Here is a 20939-nt window from a genome sequence, read left to right as displayed (position 1 = left end):
GATGACGGCCCCCGACCCCACCTTTCCCTCCATGTCCTCGGTCAGCGCCAACGAGGTCGCCGCCGACGCCCGGCCCCCGCGCCGGGCCTCGCTGCTGCTGCGGCTGCTGGGCGCCAACTGGACCTTCGGGCGTCTGCACGTCCTCACCCCCGACGGGGAACGCCATGTCCTCGAAGGCAGGCAGCCCGGTTTGACCGCGACCCTGGACGTAAAGGACTGGCGCTTCGCCCGGCGCGTCCTGGCCGCCGGCGACATCGGCTTCGCCGAGGGTTACATGGCCGGCGAGTGGGACAGCCCGCAGCTGGCGACCCTGCTGGAAACCCTGGCCCGCAACTACGACCACATCCGCCGCCTGTTCGACGGCAATCCGGTCATGCAGGCGGTCAACTGGGTCTCGCACCGGATGAAGCGCAACAGCCGTCGCGGCTCGCGCAAGAACATCCACGCCCACTACGACCTGGGCAACGGCTTCTACGCCGCCTGGCTGGATCAGACGATGACCTATTCCTCGGCCCGTTTCGCAGGGCCGGGGACCGATCTGGCCGAGGCCCAGCGCGCCAAGTATGCGTCGCTGGCGCGCATGATGGAGCTCCGCGCCGGCCACACGGTCCTGGAGATCGGCTGCGGCTGGGGCGGCTTCGCCGAGTTCGCCGCGAAGGAGATCGGCGCCCGCGTGACCGGCGTGACCATCAGTCAGGAACAGCACGACTTCGCGAAGAAGCGCCTGTTCGACGCCGGACTGGCCGACAGGGCGGACGTCCGCCTGATCGACTACCGCGACGTCGAGGGGACCTTCGACCGCGTCGCGTCCATCGAGATGTTCGAGGCCGTGGGTCAGGAATACTGGCCGACCTATTTCGCCAAGGTCCGCGACGTCCTGAAGCCCGGCGGTCGCGCCGGCCTGCAGATCATCACCATCCGGGACGAGCTGTTCGAGGAGTATGCGCGGCGCACGGACTTCATCCAGAAGTACGTCTTTCCCGGCGGCATGCTGCCGTCGGAAGACCGCCTCAGGCCGGTGATCGAGCGCGAGGGCCTCGCGTGGTCCGGCGTGGAGCGCTTCGGCCAGGACTATGCGGACACGCTGAAGCTCTGGGACGAGCGCTTCCAGGCCGCCTGGCCGGACATCCGCCGGATGGGCGGCTTCGACGAGCGCTTCCGTCGCCTGTGGCGCTTCTACCTCGCCTATTGCGAGGCGGGCTTCCGTTCCGCGCGCACCGACGTGATCCAGCTCGCCCTGAACCGCGCCTGACGGGGCCGCGCTTGCCGCGCGCCGCCTTTTCCCCTATACGCGCCCGCTTTCCAGGGCTTCGGTCCCGGATGCGGAACGCCAAAGGGTCGGGAAGTCGTCTCGGCCGCCGCTTCGGGAACCATCGTGGACGGACTTACCCGGTCCGGTCGCGCCGACGCCCCCCAAGGGAGACTGCCATGGCTCTTTACGAGCACACGGTCATGTCGCGCCAGGACATCAGCGCGCAACAGGCCGAAGCCCTCAACGACACCATCAAGGACCTGATCGAGCAAGGCGGCGGTTCCGTCGCCAAGATCGAGTACTGGGGCCTGCGCAACCTGACCTACCGGGTCAAGAAGAACCGCAAGGCGCACTACTCGCTGCTCGCCGTCGACGCCCCGCCGGCCGCCATGGCCGAGGTCGAGCGTCAGCTGTCCATCAACGAGGACGTCCTGCGCTGGCTGACGGTCAAGGTCGACGAGCTCGACCTGGAGCTGTCGCCCCTGCTGGCCCGCCGCGAGCGCGAGCGTGAGCGCGAGCGCGAACGCGCCCCGCGTGAAGACGCCGACGCGGAAGTCTCGGAATAAGGATCCCGATCATGACCGACACCACCCGTCCCGTCCCCGGAACCACGGTCGGCAACGCGCCGGCCCGTCGTCCCTTCCACCGCCGCCGCAAGGTCTGCCCGTTCTCCGGCGCCAACGCCCCGAAGATCGACTACAAGGACGTCAAGCTGCTGCAGCGCTACATCTCGGAGCGCGGCAAGATCGTCCCGTCGCGGATCACCGCCGTGTCCCAGAAGAAGCAGCGCGAGCTGGCCAAGGCCATCAAGCGCGCCCGCTTCCTCGCCCTCCTGCCGTATGTGGTGAAGTAAGATGAAGGTCGTTCTGCTCGAACGCGTCGAGAACCTCGGCGCCATCGGCGACGTCGTCACCGTCAAGGACGGCTTCGCCCGCAACTTCCTGCTGCCGCGCGACAAGGCTCGTCGCGCCACCAGCGCCAACCTGAAGGCCTTCGAGGTCGAGCGCGCCGCCATCGAGGCGCGCAACGAGAAGAACAAGGCCGAAGCCCAGAAGGTCGCCGACAAGATCGACGGCGAAACCTACGTCATGATCCGCCAGGCGGGTGAGACGGGCCAGCTGTACGGCTCGGTCGCCGGCCGCGACGTCGCCGAGGCCATCCAGGCCGCCGGCGGCAAGGTCGAGCGCTCGCAGGTCGTGCTGAACACCGCGATCAAGACGCTGGGCGTCCACGAGGTGCTGGTCCGCCTGCACGCCGAGGTGTCGGCCACGGTCAAGGTCAACATCGCCCGCTCGGAAGACGAGGCCGAGCGTCAGGCGCGCGGCGAGGACGTCATCGCCTCGCAGTTCTCCGACGAGCGCGCCGCGGCCGAGGAAGCCGCCGCGGACATGCTCGCCGGCGGCGCCGGCCAGCAGGACTCCTACGAAGAAGCCTGATCGGCGTCTTCGGCGGACTGAAGTCAGGGGCGCGTCCGCGAGGGCGCGCCCCTTTCGCTTGCCCGGTCCCGCCCGGTGCGCCAATCAGGATGCGACTTCGGGCGGGATTCCCTTGGACCTGACGACCACCCTCATCGACGGCCTGCCGGCGCTCAACGTCCTGGCCCTCTGCGCGGCCACGCTGGCGGTGTCTTTCGCCGTTTCGGCCATCGGCCCGACCGGCGGCATGCAGATGGCCGCCGTGGCCGCCACCATGCCGCCCGGTCTGGTCATTCCCCTCCACGCCTGGATCACCGGCTTCTCCGCCCTGTTTCGGGCGCTGGGACTGCGCCGGGAGATCGACTGGCGCTTCGTCGCCTGGTTCGTCCCGGCGTCGGCGGCGGCGTCTCTCCCGATGGCCGCCGTGGTCGCCACGGCCGACTTCACCTTCGTCCAGGCCGCCGTCGCCCTGTACATCCTGGCGAGTGCGGTCCTGATCGTCCTCCGGCCGGAGACGCGACTGACCGTCCGCCGTCGTCGCCCCGTGACGTTCGGCGTGATCACCGGCGCCCTGTCCATGATCGTCGGCGCCACGGGTCCGCTGCTGATGACCCTGATGCAGGGCGGCTACGACGCGAAGGAGCGACTGTCGGCCACCTTCTCGGCCTGCCTGACCTTCCAGCACCTCTCGAAGATCGTCCTGTTCGGCCTGATCGGCGTGTCGATCCTCGGGCATCCGATCGTTCTGGGGCTGACGCTCGCCGCAGCCGCCGCCGGCACCCTGATGGGCCGCCGTCTGCTGATCCACCTGCCGGAGCGCCTCTACCGCCTCCTGCTGGCCGCAGCCCTCGCCGCGGTCAGCGCCGCCCTGCTGATCTCCCTGATCCTCTGATCAGTCCCCGCCGCGCTGGTTGAAGCGCGCGAACAGGCCGGCGACAAGCAGCGACGTCCCGACCCAGCCCAGCATGGTGTAGAAGCCCATCCACCAGCGCAGGGCGGCGCCCTCGGGTTCGCGGTCGGAGATCGTCCACTTGCTGCGCTGCTCGAGATTCAGCACCGGGAAGAACGACTCGATGGCGTAGAACAGGGCGTTGAAGCGCGGGTGCTCCACATAGCGCGTTCCGGCGCCCGTCTCCCGCTTGAGACACTCGTTCAGACCGTCGGCCCCCACTCTCGCCCGCCCCAGCCAGCTGGATTCGGGGACGTTGCTCGTCCGACAGCCGCTCCACCACGACGAGGCGTGCAGCGTGGCGTCGGCGGGCGCGATGAGCGCGCGGTTCGCCGCCTCGCTCAGCACCACGGCGTGCGCCGACACCAGCAGGGTGATGGCTCCGACCAGCGAGGTGGATTTGTATCCCAGTCCGGTGACGAAGGCGTACAGCCAGACGAAGGGCCACAGACTCAACCGGGCGACCCGGCCGGAGACGGTCAGGGCGTGAAACGCCTGATTTCGTCGACGGGAGAACAACACCTCCTTGGCGTCGGCGTCATGACCCATGACCTTCAGCACCTTCGCCAGCTGCTCGTAGGGCTGCGGCTGGAACTCCCGCCCCACGGTCCGACGGCCCAGCAACCAGTCCCGCCAGTCCGGGCGCGGCGCAAAGGCGTTCGGCTGCATCGCCAGCCATTTCCCCACGCGGAATTGATGGTCCTGGGGCGAACAGGACCCGAACCGCTCGTATTCGAACCCGTCGAGAACCAGACGATGGCGCGTGTTCTCGAGCGGCGCGTAAGTCGTGCCGTGGTCCACGAATTCCCGTACCCGCAGACCGGAGAAATCGGCCGAGCCGAGCAGCAGACAGTCGCCTTTTTCACCGAACTCCTGAGCGTGCTTCGGACCGATGTACAGGGTGCCGCCGACGGTCGTGTGGCGCAGGTTCATGCAGAAGGGATGCTCGACCGGACGATCCGCCTCCGGCGCCCCGGGATGAGGTTCAGACGGAAAATGCTTCCGCCAGTCCGGATCCTTGATCCAGTCGTCTTCCTTCATGGGCGTCGGATCGAAGCCGAAGTCCGCGCCCCGGCAAGACAGGCTGCCTTCGATCCACGCTCCGGACAGGTCCACGCCCCGCCGGCATCGAAACCGCCGCCCGGCGACGTGCGCGTCCGACGCCCTTTTCGACTGGGGGTATCGCTTCAGATAGACGCTGCCTCTTACCCGTGCCCTCATGCCGCTCAGGACGGCCAGATCACTGCCGGCGAGGTCGAGCCCCCTGAGATCCGCGAACTCGACGTCCAGCTCGCCCGGATCGACGATCTGTCCGGCGTCGCCGCCATCTCGGTAGAGGTCGATGAGATCGCAGCGGACCAGGCCCAGGTGCCCGAGCCCCGACTGCCCCTTGAGGTCGATCCGGCCTTCGATCGTCCACCCCTTGAAGACCACCATGCAGCCGGTCGGCCCCGCCGCCCGGTTGACGGTCTCCACGATGAACCGCACCGCGTCGCCGCGAAGCGGGGGCGCCCCGCGCGGCGCGATCACCTCCTCACCCTGCAAGGCGGTCGCCAGCGCAGCCGTTTCGACGCCGCTCAGGGCTCCCCTGGAATGTATGCGATCCGCCATGCCGCCTCCCTCGCCTCACCCTAGGAAGTCCGCCGCCCTTCGCGCAACACCGCTCGCCGACTCCTCATCCACAGACCGGCGCGGTCCGCCCCCAGCCGATCCCGCGACCGCTCCTGACGCAGGCGGGGCGCAGGGGTAAGTCTCGGACCCCCATGAACGCCCTCGCCCCCATCACGCCCGAGCTGCCCGTCGTCGCCGCGCCGCCCCACAATCTGGAGGCCGAGCAGGCGCTGCTGGGCGCCCTCATGTTCGACAACGGCGTGTTCGAGCGCCTGTCCGACCGGCTGAAGGGCTCGCACTTCCACGAACCCTTCCACCAGCGCCTGTTCGAAGCCATCGAGGACCACGTCAGGCAGGGTCTGCTGGCCGACCCCACCGTTCTGATGGAGCGCTTCAAGCAGGACCCGGCGTTCCAGCAGCTGGGCGGCGTCCGCTACCTCGCCGATCTGGTGGACCGCGCGCCCCCCGCCGCCAACTCGCCCGACTACGCCCGCGTCGTCTACGACCTGGCCCTGCGGCGCGAGCTCATCCGCATCGGCGGCGACATCATGCGCGAGGCGCCGGACCCGCAGACCGCGGCGATGGACCAGATCGAGCAGGCGGAGCAGTCGCTCTATTCACTCGCCGAGACGGGCAAGCCCTCGTCGGGTTTCGTCGGCTTCTCGACCGCCCTGGCCGGCGCCGTGCAGATGGCGGCCGAGGCCTATCAGCGGGACGGCAAGCTGGCCGGCCTGGCCACCCGCCTGGACGACCTCGACCAGAAGCTGGGCGGCCTGCACAAGTCCGACCTGCTGATCCTCGCGGGCCGGCCGTCGATGGGCAAGACGTCTCTGGCGACGAACATCGCCTTCAACGTCGCCCGAAACTATCGCTACGAGCCGACGCCGGAAGGCCGAAAGACCGTCGACGGCGGCGTGGTCGCCTTCTTCTCGCTGGAAATGAGCGCCGAGCAGCTGGCCATGCGCATCCTGGCCGACGCGTCGGGCGTGCCTTCGGACAAGCTGCGCAAGGGCGAGATCGACGCCGTCGACTACGGCCGCCTTCGCGACGCCGCCGTGGAGATCGGCGAGGCGCCCCTGTTCATCGACGCCACCGGCGGCCTGGCCATGTCGAAGCTGGCCGCCCGCGCCCGCCGCCTCAAACGGATGGAGCACGGCCTCGACCTGATCATCGTCGACTACCTGCAGCTGATCACCACCGGCGACGCGGGCGGTCAGAAGAACCGCGTGCAGGAGGTGTCCGAGATCACCGGCGGGCTCAAGGCGCTGGCCAAGGAGCTGAACGTCCCCATCATCGCCCTGTCGCAGCTGTCGCGTCAGGTCGAGAGCCGCGACGACAAGCGGCCCCAGTTGTCCGACCTGCGCGAGTCCGGCTCGATCGAACAGGACGCCGACTGCGTCATGTTCGTGTACCGCGAGAGCTACTACAAGGAGCGCACCATGCCGCAGGAGGGCACGCCCGAGCACCTGCAGTGGATGGAGGACATGGACCGGCTCCGGAACGTGGCCGAGGTCATCATCGGCAAGCAGCGCCACGGTCCGATCGGGACGATCCGCCTCAGCTTCGACGCCGACACCACCCGCTTCGGCAACCTGGCCCGCGACGCCCGCTGGGAGAACACCAGCTACGAATAGCGACGCCTTCGCAGTTGCGGCATAAGGCCGGGATGAGCCTTGCCCGCCTGACCGTCGACCTCGACGCCCTCGCCGCCAACTACCGGACCCTCGAAGCCGTCTCGGGCGTCGCCGTGCATCCGGTGGTCAAGGCCGACGCCTACGGCCTAGGCGCCATCGAGGTCGCCCGACGCCTCATGCGCGAGGGCACACGGACCTTCTTCGTGGCGCGGGCCTCCGAGGGCGAGGCGCTGCGCGCCGTGCTGGGCGCGGCCCCCGACGTCTATGTCCTCGACGGCTGCGCGCCCGGGCGGGCCGCGCGTCTCATCGCGGCCGGGCTGAAGCCGGTCCTCAACGCCCCCGAACAGGCCGCCGAATGGCGCGCGGCGGACGGCGGGCCCTGCGGACTCCAGATCGACACCGGCATGAACCGCCTCGGCTTCCGCCCGGAAGACGCGCCGGAGCCTTTCGGAGGGCTCGACCTCGTCCTCAGCCACCTCGCCTGCGCCGACGCGCCGTCCCATCCGATGAACCGCCTCCAGCGCGAGGCCTTCGCCGCGATCACCGCTCGATACCCGGGGGTCCTGCGCTCCTTTGCCAACTCGGGCGGCTGCTTCCTCGGACCCGACTTTGGTTTCGACGCCGTGCGGCCGGGCATCTGCCTGTACGGCGGAGGACCGGAGGGTCGCCCCGACGCCCGCATTCGCCCCGTGGCCACCTTCAGCGCGGACGTTCTCCAGGTGCGCGAGGTCCGGGCCGGCGAAAGCGTCGGCTATTCGCGCGGTTTCGTCGCCGATCGTCCCGCCCGGATCGCCACGGTCGCGGCCGGCTACGCCGACGGCGTGCTGCGGTCCAGCAGCCCCGGGGGGCAGGCGTTCGTCGCCGGAACCCTTCGTCCCATCGTCGGCCGCGTGTCGATGGACGTGCTGGCCGTCGACGTCACGGGCCTCGACGTCCGGGTTGGGGACGAGGTCGAGCTGTTCGGCGCCCACCGCCTTCTGGACGACGCCGCGGCGGCCGCCGGCACCGTGGCCTGGGAACTCCTGACCTCGGTCGGCGCCCGCGTTCCGCGTCGCTATCGCGACGCCTGAGGACCGGGCACGTCGAGGGTGACCGGCGGCGCCTCGCCGCCAAGGTCCCCCGGAGGATCGGTGAGGGTGATCCAGAAGACCGCAAGCACCAGGATCAGCGCGGGTCCGAAGGTCAGTCGGGCGACGAGGGCCAGCGTTCGGACCATGCCGTCCTGAACTTCGCCATAGCGCCCTGTGAGCATCCATTTGACGGCCCGCAGCCCCTCCAGCGGTCCGTCGGCGGCCGACGGGACGTCCTGCGGCAGACGCCCCGACGCCTTGAGACTCCGGATACGGAAGCCCGCCAGAAACATGCTCCCGCCGTAGACGAAAGCCGTCACCCACGTGACGCCGAACAGAATGTAGAAGTCTCTGACGGCCACGAACGCCCCACGACAGAACCGGTCGCACCCCCGACGCAGCCCCCTGCCCCGCCGCCGTCGACTCCTGTAAGCCGATCACATGGCGAAAGACTCCGCAATCTACGTTTGTCAGTCGTGCGGCGCGGTCCACGGCAAGTGGGCGGGGCAGTGCGGCGCCTGCGGCCAGTGGAATTCGATCGTCGAGGAGCGCCAGTCCGCCCCGCCGGGCGCGCTGAAGCCGGCCGCGACCTCCCGTGCCCGCGGGCTTCAGTTCGAGAGTCTGGAGACCGAAACGCCCGAACCGCCGCGCATCTTCACCGGCGTGACCGAGTTCGACCGCGTCTGCGGCGGCGGCGTCGTGCCCGGCTCGGCCCTGCTGCTCAGCGGCGATCCGGGCGTCGGCAAGTCGACCCTGCTGCTGGAGGTCGCGGCCCGCACCGCCCTGTCCGGCCGCCGCGTCGCCTACATCTCGGGCGAGGAGGCGGTGGAGCAGATCCGCAGCCGCGCCCGGCGCATGGGGCTGGAGAAGGCCCCCGTCGAACTGGCCTCGGCCACCGCCCTGCGCGAGATTCTCGGCACGCTGAAGCGCGACCGCTTCGACCTGGTCATCGTCGACTCGATCCAGACCCTGTGGTCCAACGTGCATGAGGCCGGGCCCGGCTCGATCACCCAGGTCCGCGCCTGCGCCAGCGAGATGGTGCGCATGGCCAAGTCCGGCGGCCCGGCGGTGATCCTCGTCGGCCACGTCACCAAGGACGGCCAGGTCGCCGGCCCGCGCGTGGTCGAGCACATGGTCGACGCCGTGCTCAGCTTCGAGGGCGAACGCGGCTATCCCTTCCGCATCCTGCGCGCCGGCAAGAACCGCTTCGGCGCCACCGACGAGATCGGCGTCTTCGAAATGGGCGACGCCGGCCTGCGGCAGGTCTCGAACCCCTCCGCGCTCTTCCTCGGCGAAGGCAAGGACCGCGCGCCGGGGGCCGCCGTCTTCGCCGGCATCGAGGGATCCCGTCCGGTGCTGGTCGAGATCCAGGCGCTCGTCGCGCCCAGCGGCTACGGCACGCCGCGCCGCGCCGTGGTCGGATGGGATTCCGGGCGCCTGGCCATGGTGCTGGCGGTTCTGGAGGCGCGGTGCGGCCTGGGGCTGGGCGACAAGGACGTCTATCTGAACGTCGCCGGCGGCCTCCGCATCAACGAGCCCGCCGCCGATCTGGCCGCCGCCGCCGCCCTCATCTCCTCGGCCGTCGACCACCCCCTGCCCCAGGGCTGCGTCGTCTTCGGCGAGATCGGACTGTCCGGCGAGGTCCGCGCCGTCGGCCGCGCCGAGGCCCGTCTGCGCGAGGCCGCCAAGCTGGGCTTCGACCAGGCGCTGTGCGCCCCCCTGCCCCAAGGCGGCGGCGGGGCCATGGACTGCCTGTCCGTTCAGCGTCTGTCCGAGGCGGTCGAACGAATCTCGCAGAGACGCTATTGATCTCCCCACCCTCAAGGCGGAGCGCCGCGTGACCGGATACGACGTCTTCGTCCTGATCGTGCTGCTCGCCTCGGCGGCCGCCGGCGGCGTGCGCGGCGCGACGCGCGAGCTGATCACCCTGCTCAGCTTCGTCCTGGCCGCCTTCGTCACCCTGATCGCCCTGCCCCTGACGGCTCCGATCGGTCGCGGCCTGGTCGATCCGGACTGGGCAGGCGTCATCTTCGCCGCGCTCGTCGGCTTCCTGATCGTCTACTTCGGCATCCGCATCTTCGGCTCGACCCTGTCGAAGCGGGCCCAGGCCCATCCGCACCTCGGCGGGGTGGACCGCGCCCTCGGCGTGCTGGTAGGCGCGGCGCGCGGACTCGTGCTGGTCGGCGCGGTGCATCTGGTCATCGTCGCCGCCATGCCGGGCGAGCGCACGCCGGGCTGGCTGGGTCGCGCCGCCACCTGGCCGCTCAGCGCGGGCGCCGCGCGCGTCATCCAGATCGTCCTGCCCGGCATCGGCGCCGGGCTCGACGCGGTCACACCGGTGGTCAATTCGTCCGTGCGCCAAGGTTTTTCCGGCGACGACGCCTTGCCCCCGACAGATTCCGGCAATACCTCGCGGCCGTCCCCACAGTAGCCGTCCCCGCCATCGGAGCTCCGACGATGTCGCATGCGATCGCCGATCCCGTCGTCCACCGGCCCCACTGGCGGGAAGCCGACGACGACCAGCTGCGGCTGGAATGCGGGGTCTGCGGGGTCTGGGGCGCGGACCGGGATGAAGGCTCCTCCGTCGTCGCCCTCGGCCTGCACGCCCTTCAGCACCGCGGTCAGGAAGCCTGCGGCATCGCCAGCGTCCACGATCAGCGCTTCCACACCGAGCGTCACATGGGCCTCGTGGGCGAGGCCTTCGGCGGAGCCAACCTGGCCGAGCGCCTGCCCGGGTCGGCCGCCGTGGGCCACACCCGCTACTCCACCGCCGGCGGCAGCTTCCTTCGCAACATCCAGCCGATGTTCGCCGATCTGGACCAGGGCGGCATCGCCATCGCCCACAACGGCAATCTGACGAACTTCCACTTTCTGCACCGCCAGCTGGTCGGCGAAGGCGCCATCTTCCAGTCGACGTCGGACTCTGAGGTGATCCTCCACCTCATCGCCCGCAGCCGGAAGGCGAAGATCGTCGATCGCTTCATCGACGCCGTCTCGCGCATCGAGGGCGGATACGCCCTGGTCTGCCTGACGCGCACGAAGATGATCGGCGCGCGCGATCCGCTGGGCATCCGCCCGCTGGTGCTGGGCAAGGTCGGCGACGGCTGGGTGCTGGCGTCCGAGACCTGCGCGCTGGACGCCATCGGCGCCGAGTTCGTCCGCGACGTCGAGAACGGCGAGGTCATCGTCATCGACCACGAGGGCCTGCGCTCGCTGAAGCCCTTCCCCGCCCGCCCGGCGCGCCCCTGCCTGTTCGAGTACGTCTACTTCTCGCGCCCCGACAGCATCGTGAACGGCAAGTCGGTCTACGGGGTGCGCAAGCGCATGGGCGCGGGTCTGGCCCGCGAACACCGGGTCGAGGCCGACGTCGTCGTCCCCGTGCCGGACTCCGGCGTGCCCGCCGCCCTCGGCTACGCCCAGGAAAGCGGCATTCCCTACGAGATGGGCATCATCCGAAGCCACTACCTCGGCCGCACCTTCATCCAGCCCAGCCAGGGCGCCCGGCAGAAGGGCGTGCGCATGAAGCACAGCCCCAATCGCGCGGTTCTGGAGGGCAAGCGCGTCGTCCTGATCGACGACTCCATCGTGCGCGGCACCACGTCGGTGAAACTGGTCCGCGCGGTCCGCGCCGCGGGCGCCGCGGAGGTCCATCTGCGCTCCGCCAGCCCGCCGATCCTGTGGCCCGACTTCTACGGCATCGACATGCCCGAGCGGGACCAGCTGATCGCCGCGCGCATGTCGCTGGAGGAGATGACGAAGTACCTTGAGGTCGACTCGCTGGGCTTCCTGTCGGTCGATGGCCTGTACGCCGCCATGGAGGCCGGCCCCCGCGACCCCAAGAACCCCCAGTTCACCGACCATTACTTCACCGGCGACTATCCGACCCGCCTGCTGGACCGGGAGATCGAGGAGGGCGGCCGCGAGGAGTCCGGGCGGCAACTTTCCCTGCTCGTCAGCGCTTAAGCCGGCATGATCCAGCTCGGCTATTTCACGCTCGACACGCCCGACCTCGACAAGGCCCGCGCCTTCTACGGCGCCCTGTTCGGCTGGACCTTCGACGAGGCGTCCTCCCACGCCACCTACGCCCACGTCGCGGACAGCGACCCGCCGTTCGGCATCCGCGTGGGCCAGTGCAAGGTCTTCACCCATCTGTACTTCCGCGTCGAGGACATCGACGCCCTGTGCAAACGGGTCGTCGATCTCGGCGGCAAGTCCGAGGTGCCGTCCGAAAGCGCGACGGGCCTTTCGGTCTCGATCGTCGACGACCAGGGCGTCGGCGTCAGTCTGTGGCAGCCCAAACGCGGCTTCTGACTCTGGCGATCCGCGGCCCGGGCGGCTATCAGCCCGCATGACTTCCGACCCGCCCCTGAAAGACCGCATCGCCCTCGTCGTCGGCGCCTCCCGCGGCATCGGCCATGCGGCCGCTCTCGCCCTGGCCAGGGCGGGCGCCCACGTGGTCGCCGCCGCCCGCACCCAGGGCGCCCTGGAGGAGCTGGACGACGCCGTCTATGCGGCCACCGGGAAGCACGCGACCCTGATCCCCTTCGACATGGTGGACGGCGGCGCCATCGACCGGCTGGGCGGCGCCCTGTTCGAGCGCTTCGGCCGCCTGGACGTCTGGGTCAACGCGGCGGCCACCCTCGGCGCCGAGGGTCTGGCGCCCGTCAGCCACGCCGATCCGCGGCAGTTCGCCAAGATCGAGCGGACCAATTTCACCGCCGTCTATCGTCTGATCCGCTCGCTGGAACCGTTGCTCAAGCTGTCGGACGCGGCGCGGGTGATCCACCTGACCACTTCGGTGGCCACGGCCCCGCGCGCCTTCTGGGGCGCCTACGCCGCGACCAAGGCGGGCGCCGAGGTGCTGATGAAGTGCTGGGCCGACGAGACCGAGACCATGCCCATCCGCATCTGCGTGCTGAACCCCGGCGGCATGCGCACCCGGATGCGCGCCCAGGCCTTCCCGGGCGAGGATCCCGAGAGCCTGCCCCACCCGTCGGAGATCGGGCCGCTGATCGTCGAACTGGCCGACCCGACCCGCGAGCCGCCGCTGACGCTGAACTTCAGGGACTGGAAGGCGGGACCCGGGGCCGCGGCCCTCATCTAGGGTTCGCGAGACGCCCGCGCCGCGTAGCCCGTCGGCTCAGGCAAGGACGGCGGCGTGGAGTCCTCGAAGGAGATGTATTCCCGCCAGAGATGCAGCGTGCGCTCGCGGGTCAGATCGCGTCGGCACTGCAGCGCCTTGACCACCCGGATCGTGCCCGCCTGCCAGCGCGTGTACACCGCCGCGCACGCCAGTTCGGCATAGCTCTCCCAAGCCTTCTGTCCGGCTTCCAGCTCGGCGACGGCCTCCTCGCCCCCGTCCTCTCCCCCCTCCCTCAAGGTCGAGACCGCGACCGCGTAGTAGGCGTCCATGCGGACACGCTCGGCCTCGGTCAGGGCGGCAAAACAGTCGTTGATCTCGAGCGTGGTGCCGGCCTCGACGCACTCGGCGGGAACGGGGTCCTGCGCGGTCAACGCGGCGGCCAGCATAAGGGCGATCATGTTCGGTCTCCTGGGTCGGGCGACGCTGGATCAAGGTGCGTCGAGCGCAACATGCCGAGCTACCTCCGGCTGCCGCCCTTCTGACCCGTCCGCACGCGGCCCGACCGCGACACCTGCCGCGCGCCGCCACGCACGCCCTTGCCCACGTAGACGTTCGCTCCGGCCTTCTTCGAGGCGCTGGCCTTCAGCCCGCCCAGCGGCTTCACCTTCGGCTTGGCCCCGGCCTTGACCTTCGCTTCCAGCGCCTTTCCCGGCAGCTTGGACGCGGCCTCGGCCTTCTCGGCCCTCTGCACCTTGCGCGGCGCCGTCTTCGCGGCGCCCTTGAACCGTTCTGGCCCCGACTTGGCGCCGCCTTCGGCGTAGGGATTGGCGCTTCCCGACTTGACCGTCAGCCGGATCGGCGTGCCCGGCAGGTCGAAGCTCTCGCGGATCGAGTTGATCAGATAGCGCTTGTAGGTGTCCGGCATGGCCGAGGCGCGGCTGGAGAACAGCACGAAGGTCGGCGGGCGCGCCTTGGTCTGGGCGATGTACTTCGGCTTGATTCGCTTGCCGTCGACGGCGGGCGGCGGGTGCCGCTGGGTCGCCATGGCCAGCCAGTCGTTCAGGTCGCGGGTCTTCACCTTCACCGACCAGGTCTCATAGGCCTGGATGATCGCCGGCATCAGGCGGTCGACGCCCCGGCCGTTGTGCGCCGACAGCGCCACGAAGGGCGTGCCGCGCAATTGGGGCAGCTTCTCCTCGGCCAGCCGCTTCAGCTCCGCCAGCCTGGCCTGCGGCTCCTCCTCCAGGTCCCATTTGGACGCGACGTAGACCAGCGCGCGGCCCTCGCGCTCGACCAGATCGGCCAACTGCAGGTCCTGGATGTCGAAGGCGTTGTCCTTGTCCATCATCAGGACGACGACCTCGGCGAAAGTCAGGGCCCGCAGGGTGTCGGCGACCGACAGCTTCTCCAGCTTCTCCTGCACACGCGCCTTGCGGCGCATGCCCGCCGTGTCGACGAAGCGGATCGGGCGGCCTTCCCACTCCCAGTCCACCGAGATGGAGTCCCGGGTGATCCCCGCTTCCGGGCCGACCAGCAGGCGATCCTCGCCCAGCAGACGGTTGACCAGGGTGGACTTGCCGGCGTTCGGACGACCGATCACGGCGATGCGGATGGGCTTGTCGGCCTCTTCCTCTTCCTCGATGAACACGTCGGCGGAGGCGGCCAGAACGGCGGCGTACAGGTCCGCCATGCCTTCCCCGTGCTCGGCGGACAGGGCCACCGGCTCGCCGAAGCCCAGGGCATGCGCCTCGCCCACGCCGCCGCCGCTCTCGCGGCTCTCGGACTTGTTGGCCAGCAGGATGATCGGCTTGTGCACCTTCCTCAGCCGGTCGGCGAAGATGCGGTCCAGCTGGGTCACGCCCTCGCGCGCGTCCATCATGAACAGGATCAGGTCGGCGTCCTCGATCGCCAGCTCGGTCTGCTCGCGCATCCGGGCTTCCAGGCTCTCGTCGGTGACGTCCTCATATCCGGCGGTGTCGATCAGCGTCAGGTCGATGTCGCCGATGTTGCCCTGGGCGTAGCGGCGGTCGCGCGTCACGCCCGGCCGGTCGTCGACCAGCGCCAGCCGCTTGCCCACCAGCCGGTTGAACAGGGTCGACTTGCCCACGTTGGGCCGACCGACGATGGCGACTTTGATGGCCATGACGCCGATCTAAACCCGTTTGAAGGCGAGGCGAAGCCGGATCAGCGGATGCTGACCAACTCCCCGCTGTTCGTGACCACGATCAGGGCGCCGTCGTAGGCGATCGGCGACACGTAGGCCGGCGAACCCAGACGCAGCGTGCCCTCGGTCGCCCCCGTCTTCGGATTGAGGGCCACGGCCTCGCCGTCCGAGTTGACCAGCACCAGACGGTTCGAGGCCAGGATGGGCCCGGCCCAGGTCGGCCGCACCGTGCGGTCCCAGAAGCCCAGGAAGCCGCCTTCCTGACGCACGCGTCCCTCGTTCAGGTCGCGCGTCCAGTAGACCTGCCCGCTGTCGCGGTTGATCACGGTCAGTTGGCCGGCCTTGGACACGACGTACACCACGTCGCCGACGGGCAACGGCGCCTGGACCCCGCCGATCGGCAGCTGCCAGCGCGGCTGGCCGGAGCGGGCGTCCAGCGAGCCCAGCACGCCGGAGTGGCTGACGGCATAGACGAAGCCGCGCGAGATCACGGGCCGCCCGGCGATGTCGCGGACTTCCGACAGGGCGCTGGTGCGGCTGGTGCGGGACAGTTCACGCTGCCACAGCGGCTGGCCGTTGGAGGCGCGCAGCGCCAGCAGTTCGCCGGACGAGAACGGCGCCACGACCGTGTCGCCCGTCACGGCGGGGGCCGAGGCCAGCATGATGCGGGCCGGCTCCACGATGCCGCGGTACGACCAGGTCTGCTGACCGGTGTTGACGTCGAAGGCGATGATCTGGTTGTCCACGTCGACGACGTAGACGCGGGCGCCCGAGACCGTCGGGGCGCCGTGGATCGGCACGTCCACCGGGGACTGCCAGACGACCGCGCCCGTGGCGGCGTCCAGCGCCGTCATGGTGCGATAGCCCGACGAGACGAACACCTTGCCGCCGGCCGTCGCCACGCCGCCGCCGAAGCCGCCGCGCTCACCCTCTGGCCGCAGGTTGACGCGCCAGATCTGGCCGCCGTTGCGGGCGTCGACCGCCGAGACGGCGGCCTCGCCGTCGAGCACGAAGACGCGGCCGCCCTCGGCCACCGGCGGGGCCATCACCTGACTGGTGCGGCCCGCCCCGGCGCCGATGTTCCGGCGCCAGGCGATCTGGAAGTTCTGGCCCGCGATGACGTGCTCGACGGCGTTGTCCGCAGTGCCGCCGGGGTTGGGCCAGGCCGCCACGGCCTGCGGGCCGGGCAGGAAGAAGTCGCGTCCGGCGAGGGCCGCCGAGGGGGCCAGGGCCTGATCGAACTCGATGACGGGAATGCGCTCGCCCGCGCTGGCGACGTCCTCGGCCTGCGGGCCGCGGCCCAGACTGAACGGCAGCACGCGCTGCACCGTGCCGCAGCCGGCGACGACGAGGGCGAGGGCGGCGACGGAACCGGCCTTGAGCAAGCGATCCATGGGCATGTTTCCGGAGATCATCACTGGGCGGGCGCGGGCTGTTCAGGGACGGGGGCAGGCGACGCGGGCGCCGGCGCGGCGGCCGGAACCGGCTGACGCAGCACGTCCGGGATGGCGGCGGCGGTGCCGTTGTCGATGGCCGCGATGCCGATCTGGGCGCGCTGGCGAACGGAGTCCGGCACGTCCTGACCCAGCTGCAGCTGCACGAAGGTCTGCCGCGCCTCGGCGGTCTTGCCGAACTGCAGGCGGGCCATGGCCTGGGTCTCCAGCGCCATCACGCGCTGCGGGCGGCCGTCCTTGATCAGGGGCTCGAGACGACCCTCGATGTCCTCCAGCGTGCCGCCCTCGTCCATCAGGATCCACACCGCCTTCAACGCGGCCTGATCGGCGAGGATCGGGTCGCGGTCGGCGCGGACGGCCTGGTCCAGAAGTTCCACCGCCTGATCGGCGTCGCCGCGCTGCAAGGCCAGGCCCGCGCGCTGGTTCAGCGCCAGGGCCTTGTAGGCCGAGTTGCCGACCTTGTGCGCCTCGGTGAAGGCCACCTCGGCCGCGGCCGCGTCGTTGGCCTGAAGCGCGTCCATGCCGCGGTCATAGGCGACGGCGGCCTTTTCGCCCTGCGAGGTCTTGAAGCTGTCCCAGCCCCAGAAGGCCAGGGCGACGACCAGCGCCAGCGCCAGCGCGCCGCCGACCACGGGCCCCCACTTGCGGGCCAGCCGCTTCCAGCGTTCGGAGCGAAGCTCCTCTTCGACCTGTTCGAAGACGTCAGTCACGGATGCGTCGCCCCCACGAAGCGGGGTTCACGACCCGCTGAATTGAATTCGGCGCGACCCTAGAGGCTCGCCGTCGCCCCCGCAACGCGGCGCTCAGGCCGAGGCGGGCTTTTTGCTGAAGTAGGTCTCGACTTCGGCAGGAAAACGGCGGGCGCGGACGTCCGCAGCGTAGCCGGCGACCGCCCGGTCGATCTCGCCGCGCAGGTCGGCGTAACGACGCACGAATTTCGGCGTCCACCCGAACATGCCCAGCATGTCGGACACGACCAGGATCTGGCCGTCGCAGGCGGCCGAGGCGCCGATGCCGACGGTCGGCTTGTCGATCGCGTCGGTGACCTCACGCGCCAGCCCCTCGGCCACGCCCTCGACCACGACGGCGAAGGCGCCGGCGTCGGCGGTCGCCTCGGCCTCGGCCAGCACGCGCAGTCGCTCCTCCTCCGTCCGGCCCTTGGCCTTGAAGGCGCCGTCGGTCAGCACCGCCTGCGGCCTCAGCCCCACATGCCCCATCACCGGAATGCCGCGCTGGACGAGATAGGCGATGGTTTCGGGCACCGTGGGGCCGCTCTCCAGCTTCACCCCCTGGGCGCCGGTTTCCTTCATCACCCGGGCGCAGTTCTCGTAGGCGATCTCCTTGCCGCCCTCGTAGCTGCCGAACGGCATGTCGATCACGACCATGGCCCGTTTCGACCCGCGCATGACCGCCTGACCGTGCAGGATCATCATCTCCAGCGTCACGCCGACCGTGTTCGGCAAGCCGTGCACCACCATGCCGACGCTGTCGCCGACCAGCAGCAGGTCGCAGTGCGGATCCAGAATCTCGGCCGTCGGCGCGTCATAGGCGGTCAGACAGACCAGCGGCTCGCCGCCCTTGCGGCCGCGGATGTCCGGCGCGGCCAGACGACGGACGGCTTCCTGCTTCTGGGCGGACATGGCGGCCTCCTCGGTGCGAGGCGCTCTAGATAGGGACTGGCCGGCCCCGCGTCATCAGACGTCCTGGGCCAGCCTCATCGCCCCGGCCGCCGCCACGGCCACCAAAGCCGCCGCCGCGATCCAGAACAGCTGCATGGCGCCCAGCGATCCGACCTCCAGTCCGCTCAGCCCCACGGCGTCCAGCGCGCCCTGCGCCAGACCCTGGGCCTGGGTCGAGACGGCGCTCACGCCCCGGTTCACCGCCGCCCCGGCCACCACGCCGGAGCCGTCGCCCAGGTTCAGGTTCACCGTCACCGCCTCGCGCAGGGCCACCGCGCCTCCGACCACGCCGGCCAGCGACAGGGCCAGGAAGCGGACGCGCGATCCCTGCTCCAGCCGCTTCTCCACCTGAGCGGTGAACAGGGCGGCGTCGGGCATGTGCGGGGTGCGGGCGAACAGGCGCTCGATCTCGGGGTCGAATTCGTCAGCCGACATGCTGCGTCCTCCCCAAGGTCCCGGCGGGCGCGAGCCGCGCGCGGAGTTTATCCAGACCACGTTTGACATGAGACTTCACCGTGCCGAGTGGCAAATTCAGGGCGGCCGCGATCTCCGGGTGCGCCATCCCTGCGCCGTGGCACAGGCTGACGCAGAGACGCTCCGCCTCGCTCAGGGACTTCAGGGCCTCGTCCAGATCGACGCGATCCCCGTGCTCCACGGTCGGAGCGGTCGAATCGTCTTCCAGTTCCGCGACGTAGCGGGACTCTTTGGCGACCCGCTTGAGATACAGCCGCGCCGCGATCCGCTTGACCCAGGCCGCAAACGTGCCTTCGCCGCGGAACTCGGCGCAGCGCTCGAACGCCTGGATGAAGGCGTCCTGGGCCACGTCGTCGGCGGTCGAGGGCTGCGCCCCCATCCGGCGCAGCAGGGCACGGACGGCCAATCCGTGACGACGGACCAGCTCGCCGAACTCCCGTCGCCCGCCGGCGGCCGCCTGGGCCGCCAGCTCGACGTCGTGCCGGTCCACAAGGGACTGGGTCATGATCGATCCCCTTCCCGCCCGGCCTCAGTCCTTGTTCTTGTTGAAGAAGCTCAGGACGATGAAGGCCAGGCCGATGGTCAGCGGGATGCAGGCGATGCCCAGCAGGCCGCTGTCCAGATTGTTGCCGTCCCAGTCGCGGCCGCCGATGTTGCTGACCACGCTGAAGGCCGCGATGCCCAGACCGGTGGCGGTCCAGATGATCCCCTTGCGCAGATCCCGGGTCCGCGACGGCAGGTTCTTCTGCACGTCCTTGGTCAGGGCGTCGATCAGTTCGGCCGGGAGTTCCTGCCCCTTGTCGATGGCGTGGCGCACGGTCTGCTGGATCTCGCGCTTCTCGCGCGACTTCAGCCAGGTGGGCCCCACGATGATGGCCGTGATCGTGCCGAACACGCACAGGATGGCCCAGAACGCGACGAAACCTTCGTCCATGATGAAATCCCCTTGTCTCTCCCGGCCCGCAGCCTGATGCCGCGGCCTTCTGATCACAAGAGGCGCCGGCGTCGACGCACGGATGCGGACGACCGGGTGAAACTTTCGTAAGGCGGGCGGAACCGGCAGGATGGGCGCCGATTGGAGACCTCGATGATCCACCGTCGCGCCCTGCTCGCCGCCCTCGCCGCCGCGCCCGCGGCCGCTTGCGCCACCCTGCCCGGCGCCTCGCGCCCCCTCCGCGTCGCCAGCTTCAACATCTGGCACGACCGCGACGACTGGCCCGCGCGTCTGCCCCTGATCGTCGAGACCCTGCGCGCCGCCGACTCCGACGTCATCGGCCTGCAGGAGGTTCTGGAAGATGCGGCCACGGGCCTGCCGAACCAGGCCGACACGATCGCCGCCGCGCTCGGGGGCTACGAGGTGCGCTTCATGTCGACCGACGCCGAAGGCGCGCCCCGCCGCTATGGCAACGCCATCCTCAGCCGCCTGCCCATCCTCGAGACCGCCGCCCGCAAGCTCGAGCCTCTTGACGACTGGCGCACGGCGCTGCGCGTCCGCGTCGGTTTCGACGGGCGTCCGGTCGACGTCGTCAACACCCACTTCCACCACACGGCCGAGGGCGCCGCCATCCGCGCGCGGCAGGCGGCGGATCTGCTCGGCTGGATCGGCGAGGGCGGCCCGCCCCTGATCGTCATGGGGGACTTCAACGCCCCGCTGGAGGACCCAGGCCTGGCCGGGCTCGCCGCTTCGCCCCGCTTCGTCAGCGCCCTGCCCGCCGGCGCCGCGCCGACGACCCTCAACACCCACGAGGGCCACGCGGCCCGCGTCATCGACCACGTCTTCGTCGAGCGGGACGCCTTCGACGTCGTGTCCGCCCACGTCACCGGCACGCAGGACGTCGACGGCGTGTGGCCATCGGACCATTATGCGGTGGAAGCCGTCGTCCGCCTGAAATCCCGAGCCCCGGAGCGCCCATGACCGAAGTCACCTATCGCATCGTCCAGCACGACGGCGGCTGGGCCTATCGCCTCGGCGACACCTTCTCCGAGACCTTCCCGAGCCACGACGCCGCGCGGGCCGCCGCCGAACGCGCAGCCCGCGAGCAGCGCGTCGCCGACCGCACCGCCTGGATCGAATACGAGACCGCCGACGGCCAGTGGGTCACCGAACGCGCCGACGGCCACGACCGGCCCGCCACCGACGTCGAGGGCTGAGCC

24 protein-coding genes are annotated in these 20939 nt (G+C 70.3%); 14 read left to right on the top strand and 10 right to left on the bottom strand.

The genetic code is table 11. From position 1 onward, the window contains the following. The first annotated feature begins 1 nt into the window (after position 1). From EFJ44_RS09945 to EFJ44_RS09925, 5 genes are all read left to right on the top strand, one after another. Positions 2-1252 carry an SAM-dependent methyltransferase gene (locus tag EFJ44_RS09945; RefSeq protein WP_241209746.1) on the top strand — a complete coding sequence of 417 codons (1251 nt, stop codon included), beginning with the start codon at positions 2-4 and terminating at the stop codon, positions 1250-1252. Between the two features lie 176 nt (positions 1253-1428). Further along, positions 1429-1818: a 30S ribosomal protein S6 gene (gene rpsF / locus EFJ44_RS09940; protein WP_125257068.1), complete on the top strand. Its 390-nt coding sequence runs from the start codon at positions 1429-1431 to the stop codon at positions 1816-1818. Positions 1819-1829: 11 nt separating this feature from the next. Continuing rightward, on the top strand, positions 1830-2105 hold the full coding sequence (gene rpsR / locus EFJ44_RS09935; RefSeq protein ID WP_125257067.1) for a 30S ribosomal protein S18: 276 nt from the start codon (positions 1830-1832) through the stop codon (positions 2103-2105). A gap of 1 nt (position 2106) precedes the next feature. Next, complete coding sequence (gene rplI, locus EFJ44_RS09930) at positions 2107-2688, top strand: 50S ribosomal protein L9 (RefSeq protein WP_125257066.1); 582 nt, start codon at positions 2107-2109, stop codon at positions 2686-2688. A gap of 112 nt (positions 2689-2800) precedes the next feature. After that, positions 2801-3559: a TSUP family transporter gene (locus EFJ44_RS09925; RefSeq protein ID WP_164511899.1), complete on the top strand. Its 759-nt coding sequence runs from the start codon at positions 2801-2803 to the stop codon at positions 3557-3559. On the opposite strand, the gene EFJ44_RS09920 is transcribed toward EFJ44_RS09925, so the two are convergent. Next, entirely contained in the window at positions 3560-5227 is a 1668-nt protein-coding gene (locus tag EFJ44_RS09920) for a hypothetical protein (RefSeq protein ID WP_125257064.1), read from the bottom strand. It abuts the gene before it with no gap. Positions 5228-5379: 152 nt separating this feature from the next. On the opposite strand from EFJ44_RS09920, the gene EFJ44_RS09915 reads away from it, so the two are divergent. Then, positions 5380-6861, top strand: coding sequence for a replicative DNA helicase (locus EFJ44_RS09915; protein ID WP_125257063.1), 1482 nt, complete (start codon positions 5380-5382; stop codon positions 6859-6861). 32 nt (positions 6862-6893) lie between these two features. Further along, positions 6894-7931, top strand: coding sequence for an alanine racemase (alr, locus tag EFJ44_RS09910; protein ID WP_125257062.1), 1038 nt, complete (start codon positions 6894-6896; stop codon positions 7929-7931). Here the strand turns inward: alr and EFJ44_RS09905 are convergent. After that, positions 7916-8293 (bottom strand): hypothetical protein, encoded by a 378-nt coding sequence (locus EFJ44_RS09905; RefSeq protein WP_125257061.1) that lies wholly within the window; start codon positions 8291-8293, stop codon positions 7916-7918. The genes alr and EFJ44_RS09905 overlap by 16 nt on opposite strands. Positions 8294-8372: 79 nt before the next feature. Between EFJ44_RS09905 and radA the strand changes: the two genes are divergently transcribed. The 5 genes from radA to EFJ44_RS09880 are packed head-to-tail and all read left to right on the top strand — an operon-like array spanning position 8373 to position 13035. After that, entirely contained in the window at positions 8373-9740 is a 1368-nt protein-coding gene (radA, locus tag EFJ44_RS09900; protein ID WP_125257060.1) for a DNA repair protein RadA, read from the top strand. A gap of 28 nt (positions 9741-9768) precedes the next feature. Further along, the gene (locus tag EFJ44_RS09895; RefSeq protein ID WP_125257059.1) at positions 9769-10362 is read left to right on the top strand and encodes a CvpA family protein; all 594 of its coding nucleotides are present in this window, start codon (positions 9769-9771) and stop codon (positions 10360-10362) included. Positions 10363-10388: 26 nt separating this feature from the next. Beyond that, on the top strand, positions 10389-11894 hold the full coding sequence (gene purF, locus EFJ44_RS09890) for an amidophosphoribosyltransferase (protein ID WP_125257058.1): 1506 nt from the start codon (positions 10389-10391) through the stop codon (positions 11892-11894). Between the two features lie 6 nt (positions 11895-11900). After that, complete coding sequence (locus EFJ44_RS09885; RefSeq protein ID WP_125257057.1) at positions 11901-12242, top strand: VOC family protein; 342 nt, start codon at positions 11901-11903, stop codon at positions 12240-12242. A gap of 37 nt (positions 12243-12279) precedes the next feature. Then, positions 12280-13035: an SDR family NAD(P)-dependent oxidoreductase gene (locus EFJ44_RS09880; protein WP_125257056.1), complete on the top strand. Its 756-nt coding sequence runs from the start codon at positions 12280-12282 to the stop codon at positions 13033-13035. Here the strand turns inward: EFJ44_RS09880 and EFJ44_RS09875 are convergent. The 8 genes from EFJ44_RS09875 to EFJ44_RS09840 all read right to left on the bottom strand — a co-directional run bounded on the left by EFJ44_RS09875 (position 13032) and on the right by EFJ44_RS09840 (position 19719). Beyond that, positions 13032-13472 (bottom strand): lysozyme inhibitor LprI family protein, encoded by a 441-nt coding sequence (locus tag EFJ44_RS09875; protein ID WP_125257055.1) that lies wholly within the window; start codon positions 13470-13472, stop codon positions 13032-13034. The two genes, EFJ44_RS09880 and EFJ44_RS09875, sit on opposite strands and share 4 nt — an antisense overlap. 59 nt (positions 13473-13531) lie before the next feature. Further along, positions 13532-15157, bottom strand: a complete 1626-nt coding sequence (der, locus tag EFJ44_RS09870) for a ribosome biogenesis GTPase Der (protein WP_125257054.1) — start codon at positions 15155-15157, stop codon at positions 13532-13534. Positions 15158-15198: 41 nt separating this feature from the next. Continuing rightward, positions 15199-16572 carry an outer membrane protein assembly factor BamB family protein gene (locus EFJ44_RS09865; RefSeq protein ID WP_125257053.1) on the bottom strand — a complete coding sequence of 458 codons (1374 nt, stop codon included), beginning with the start codon at positions 16570-16572 and terminating at the stop codon, positions 15199-15201. A gap of 20 nt (positions 16573-16592) precedes the next feature. Further along, positions 16593-17342, bottom strand: a complete 750-nt coding sequence (locus tag EFJ44_RS09860; protein ID WP_125257052.1) for a tetratricopeptide repeat protein — start codon at positions 17340-17342, stop codon at positions 16593-16595. A gap of 93 nt (positions 17343-17435) precedes the next feature. Continuing rightward, positions 17436-18272, bottom strand: a complete 837-nt coding sequence (gene panB / locus EFJ44_RS09855) for a 3-methyl-2-oxobutanoate hydroxymethyltransferase (protein WP_125257051.1) — start codon at positions 18270-18272, stop codon at positions 17436-17438. 54 nt (positions 18273-18326) lie between these two features. Continuing rightward, positions 18327-18746, bottom strand: a complete 420-nt coding sequence (locus EFJ44_RS09850) for a hypothetical protein (RefSeq protein WP_125257050.1) — start codon at positions 18744-18746, stop codon at positions 18327-18329. Next, the gene (locus tag EFJ44_RS09845) at positions 18736-19290 is read right to left on the bottom strand and encodes an RNA polymerase sigma factor (RefSeq protein ID WP_125257049.1); all 555 of its coding nucleotides are present in this window, start codon (positions 19288-19290) and stop codon (positions 18736-18738) included. Before EFJ44_RS09845 ends, EFJ44_RS09850 begins: the two co-directional genes overlap by 11 nt. A 24-nt stretch (positions 19291-19314) precedes the next feature. Then, positions 19315-19719: a DUF6249 domain-containing protein gene (locus tag EFJ44_RS09840; RefSeq protein WP_125257048.1), complete on the bottom strand. Its 405-nt coding sequence runs from the start codon at positions 19717-19719 to the stop codon at positions 19315-19317. Positions 19720-19872: 153 nt separating this feature from the next. On the opposite strand from EFJ44_RS09840, the gene EFJ44_RS09835 reads away from it, so the two are divergent. Further along, positions 19873-20700: an endonuclease/exonuclease/phosphatase family protein gene (locus tag EFJ44_RS09835; protein WP_125257047.1), complete on the top strand. Its 828-nt coding sequence runs from the start codon at positions 19873-19875 to the stop codon at positions 20698-20700. Further along, positions 20697-20936 carry a DUF2188 domain-containing protein gene (locus tag EFJ44_RS09830; RefSeq protein WP_125257046.1) on the top strand — a complete coding sequence of 80 codons (240 nt, stop codon included), beginning with the start codon at positions 20697-20699 and terminating at the stop codon, positions 20934-20936. Before EFJ44_RS09835 ends, EFJ44_RS09830 begins: the two co-directional genes overlap by 4 nt. Positions 20937-20939 lie beyond the last annotated feature (3 nt).

This window comes from Brevundimonas fluminis (assembly GCF_003934285.1).
Classification (GTDB): Bacteria; Pseudomonadota; Alphaproteobacteria; order Caulobacterales; family Caulobacteraceae; genus Brevundimonas; species Brevundimonas fluminis.
Note: the sequence above shows the minus strand (reverse complement) of the source record. Positions and strands in the feature narration are given on the sequence as shown.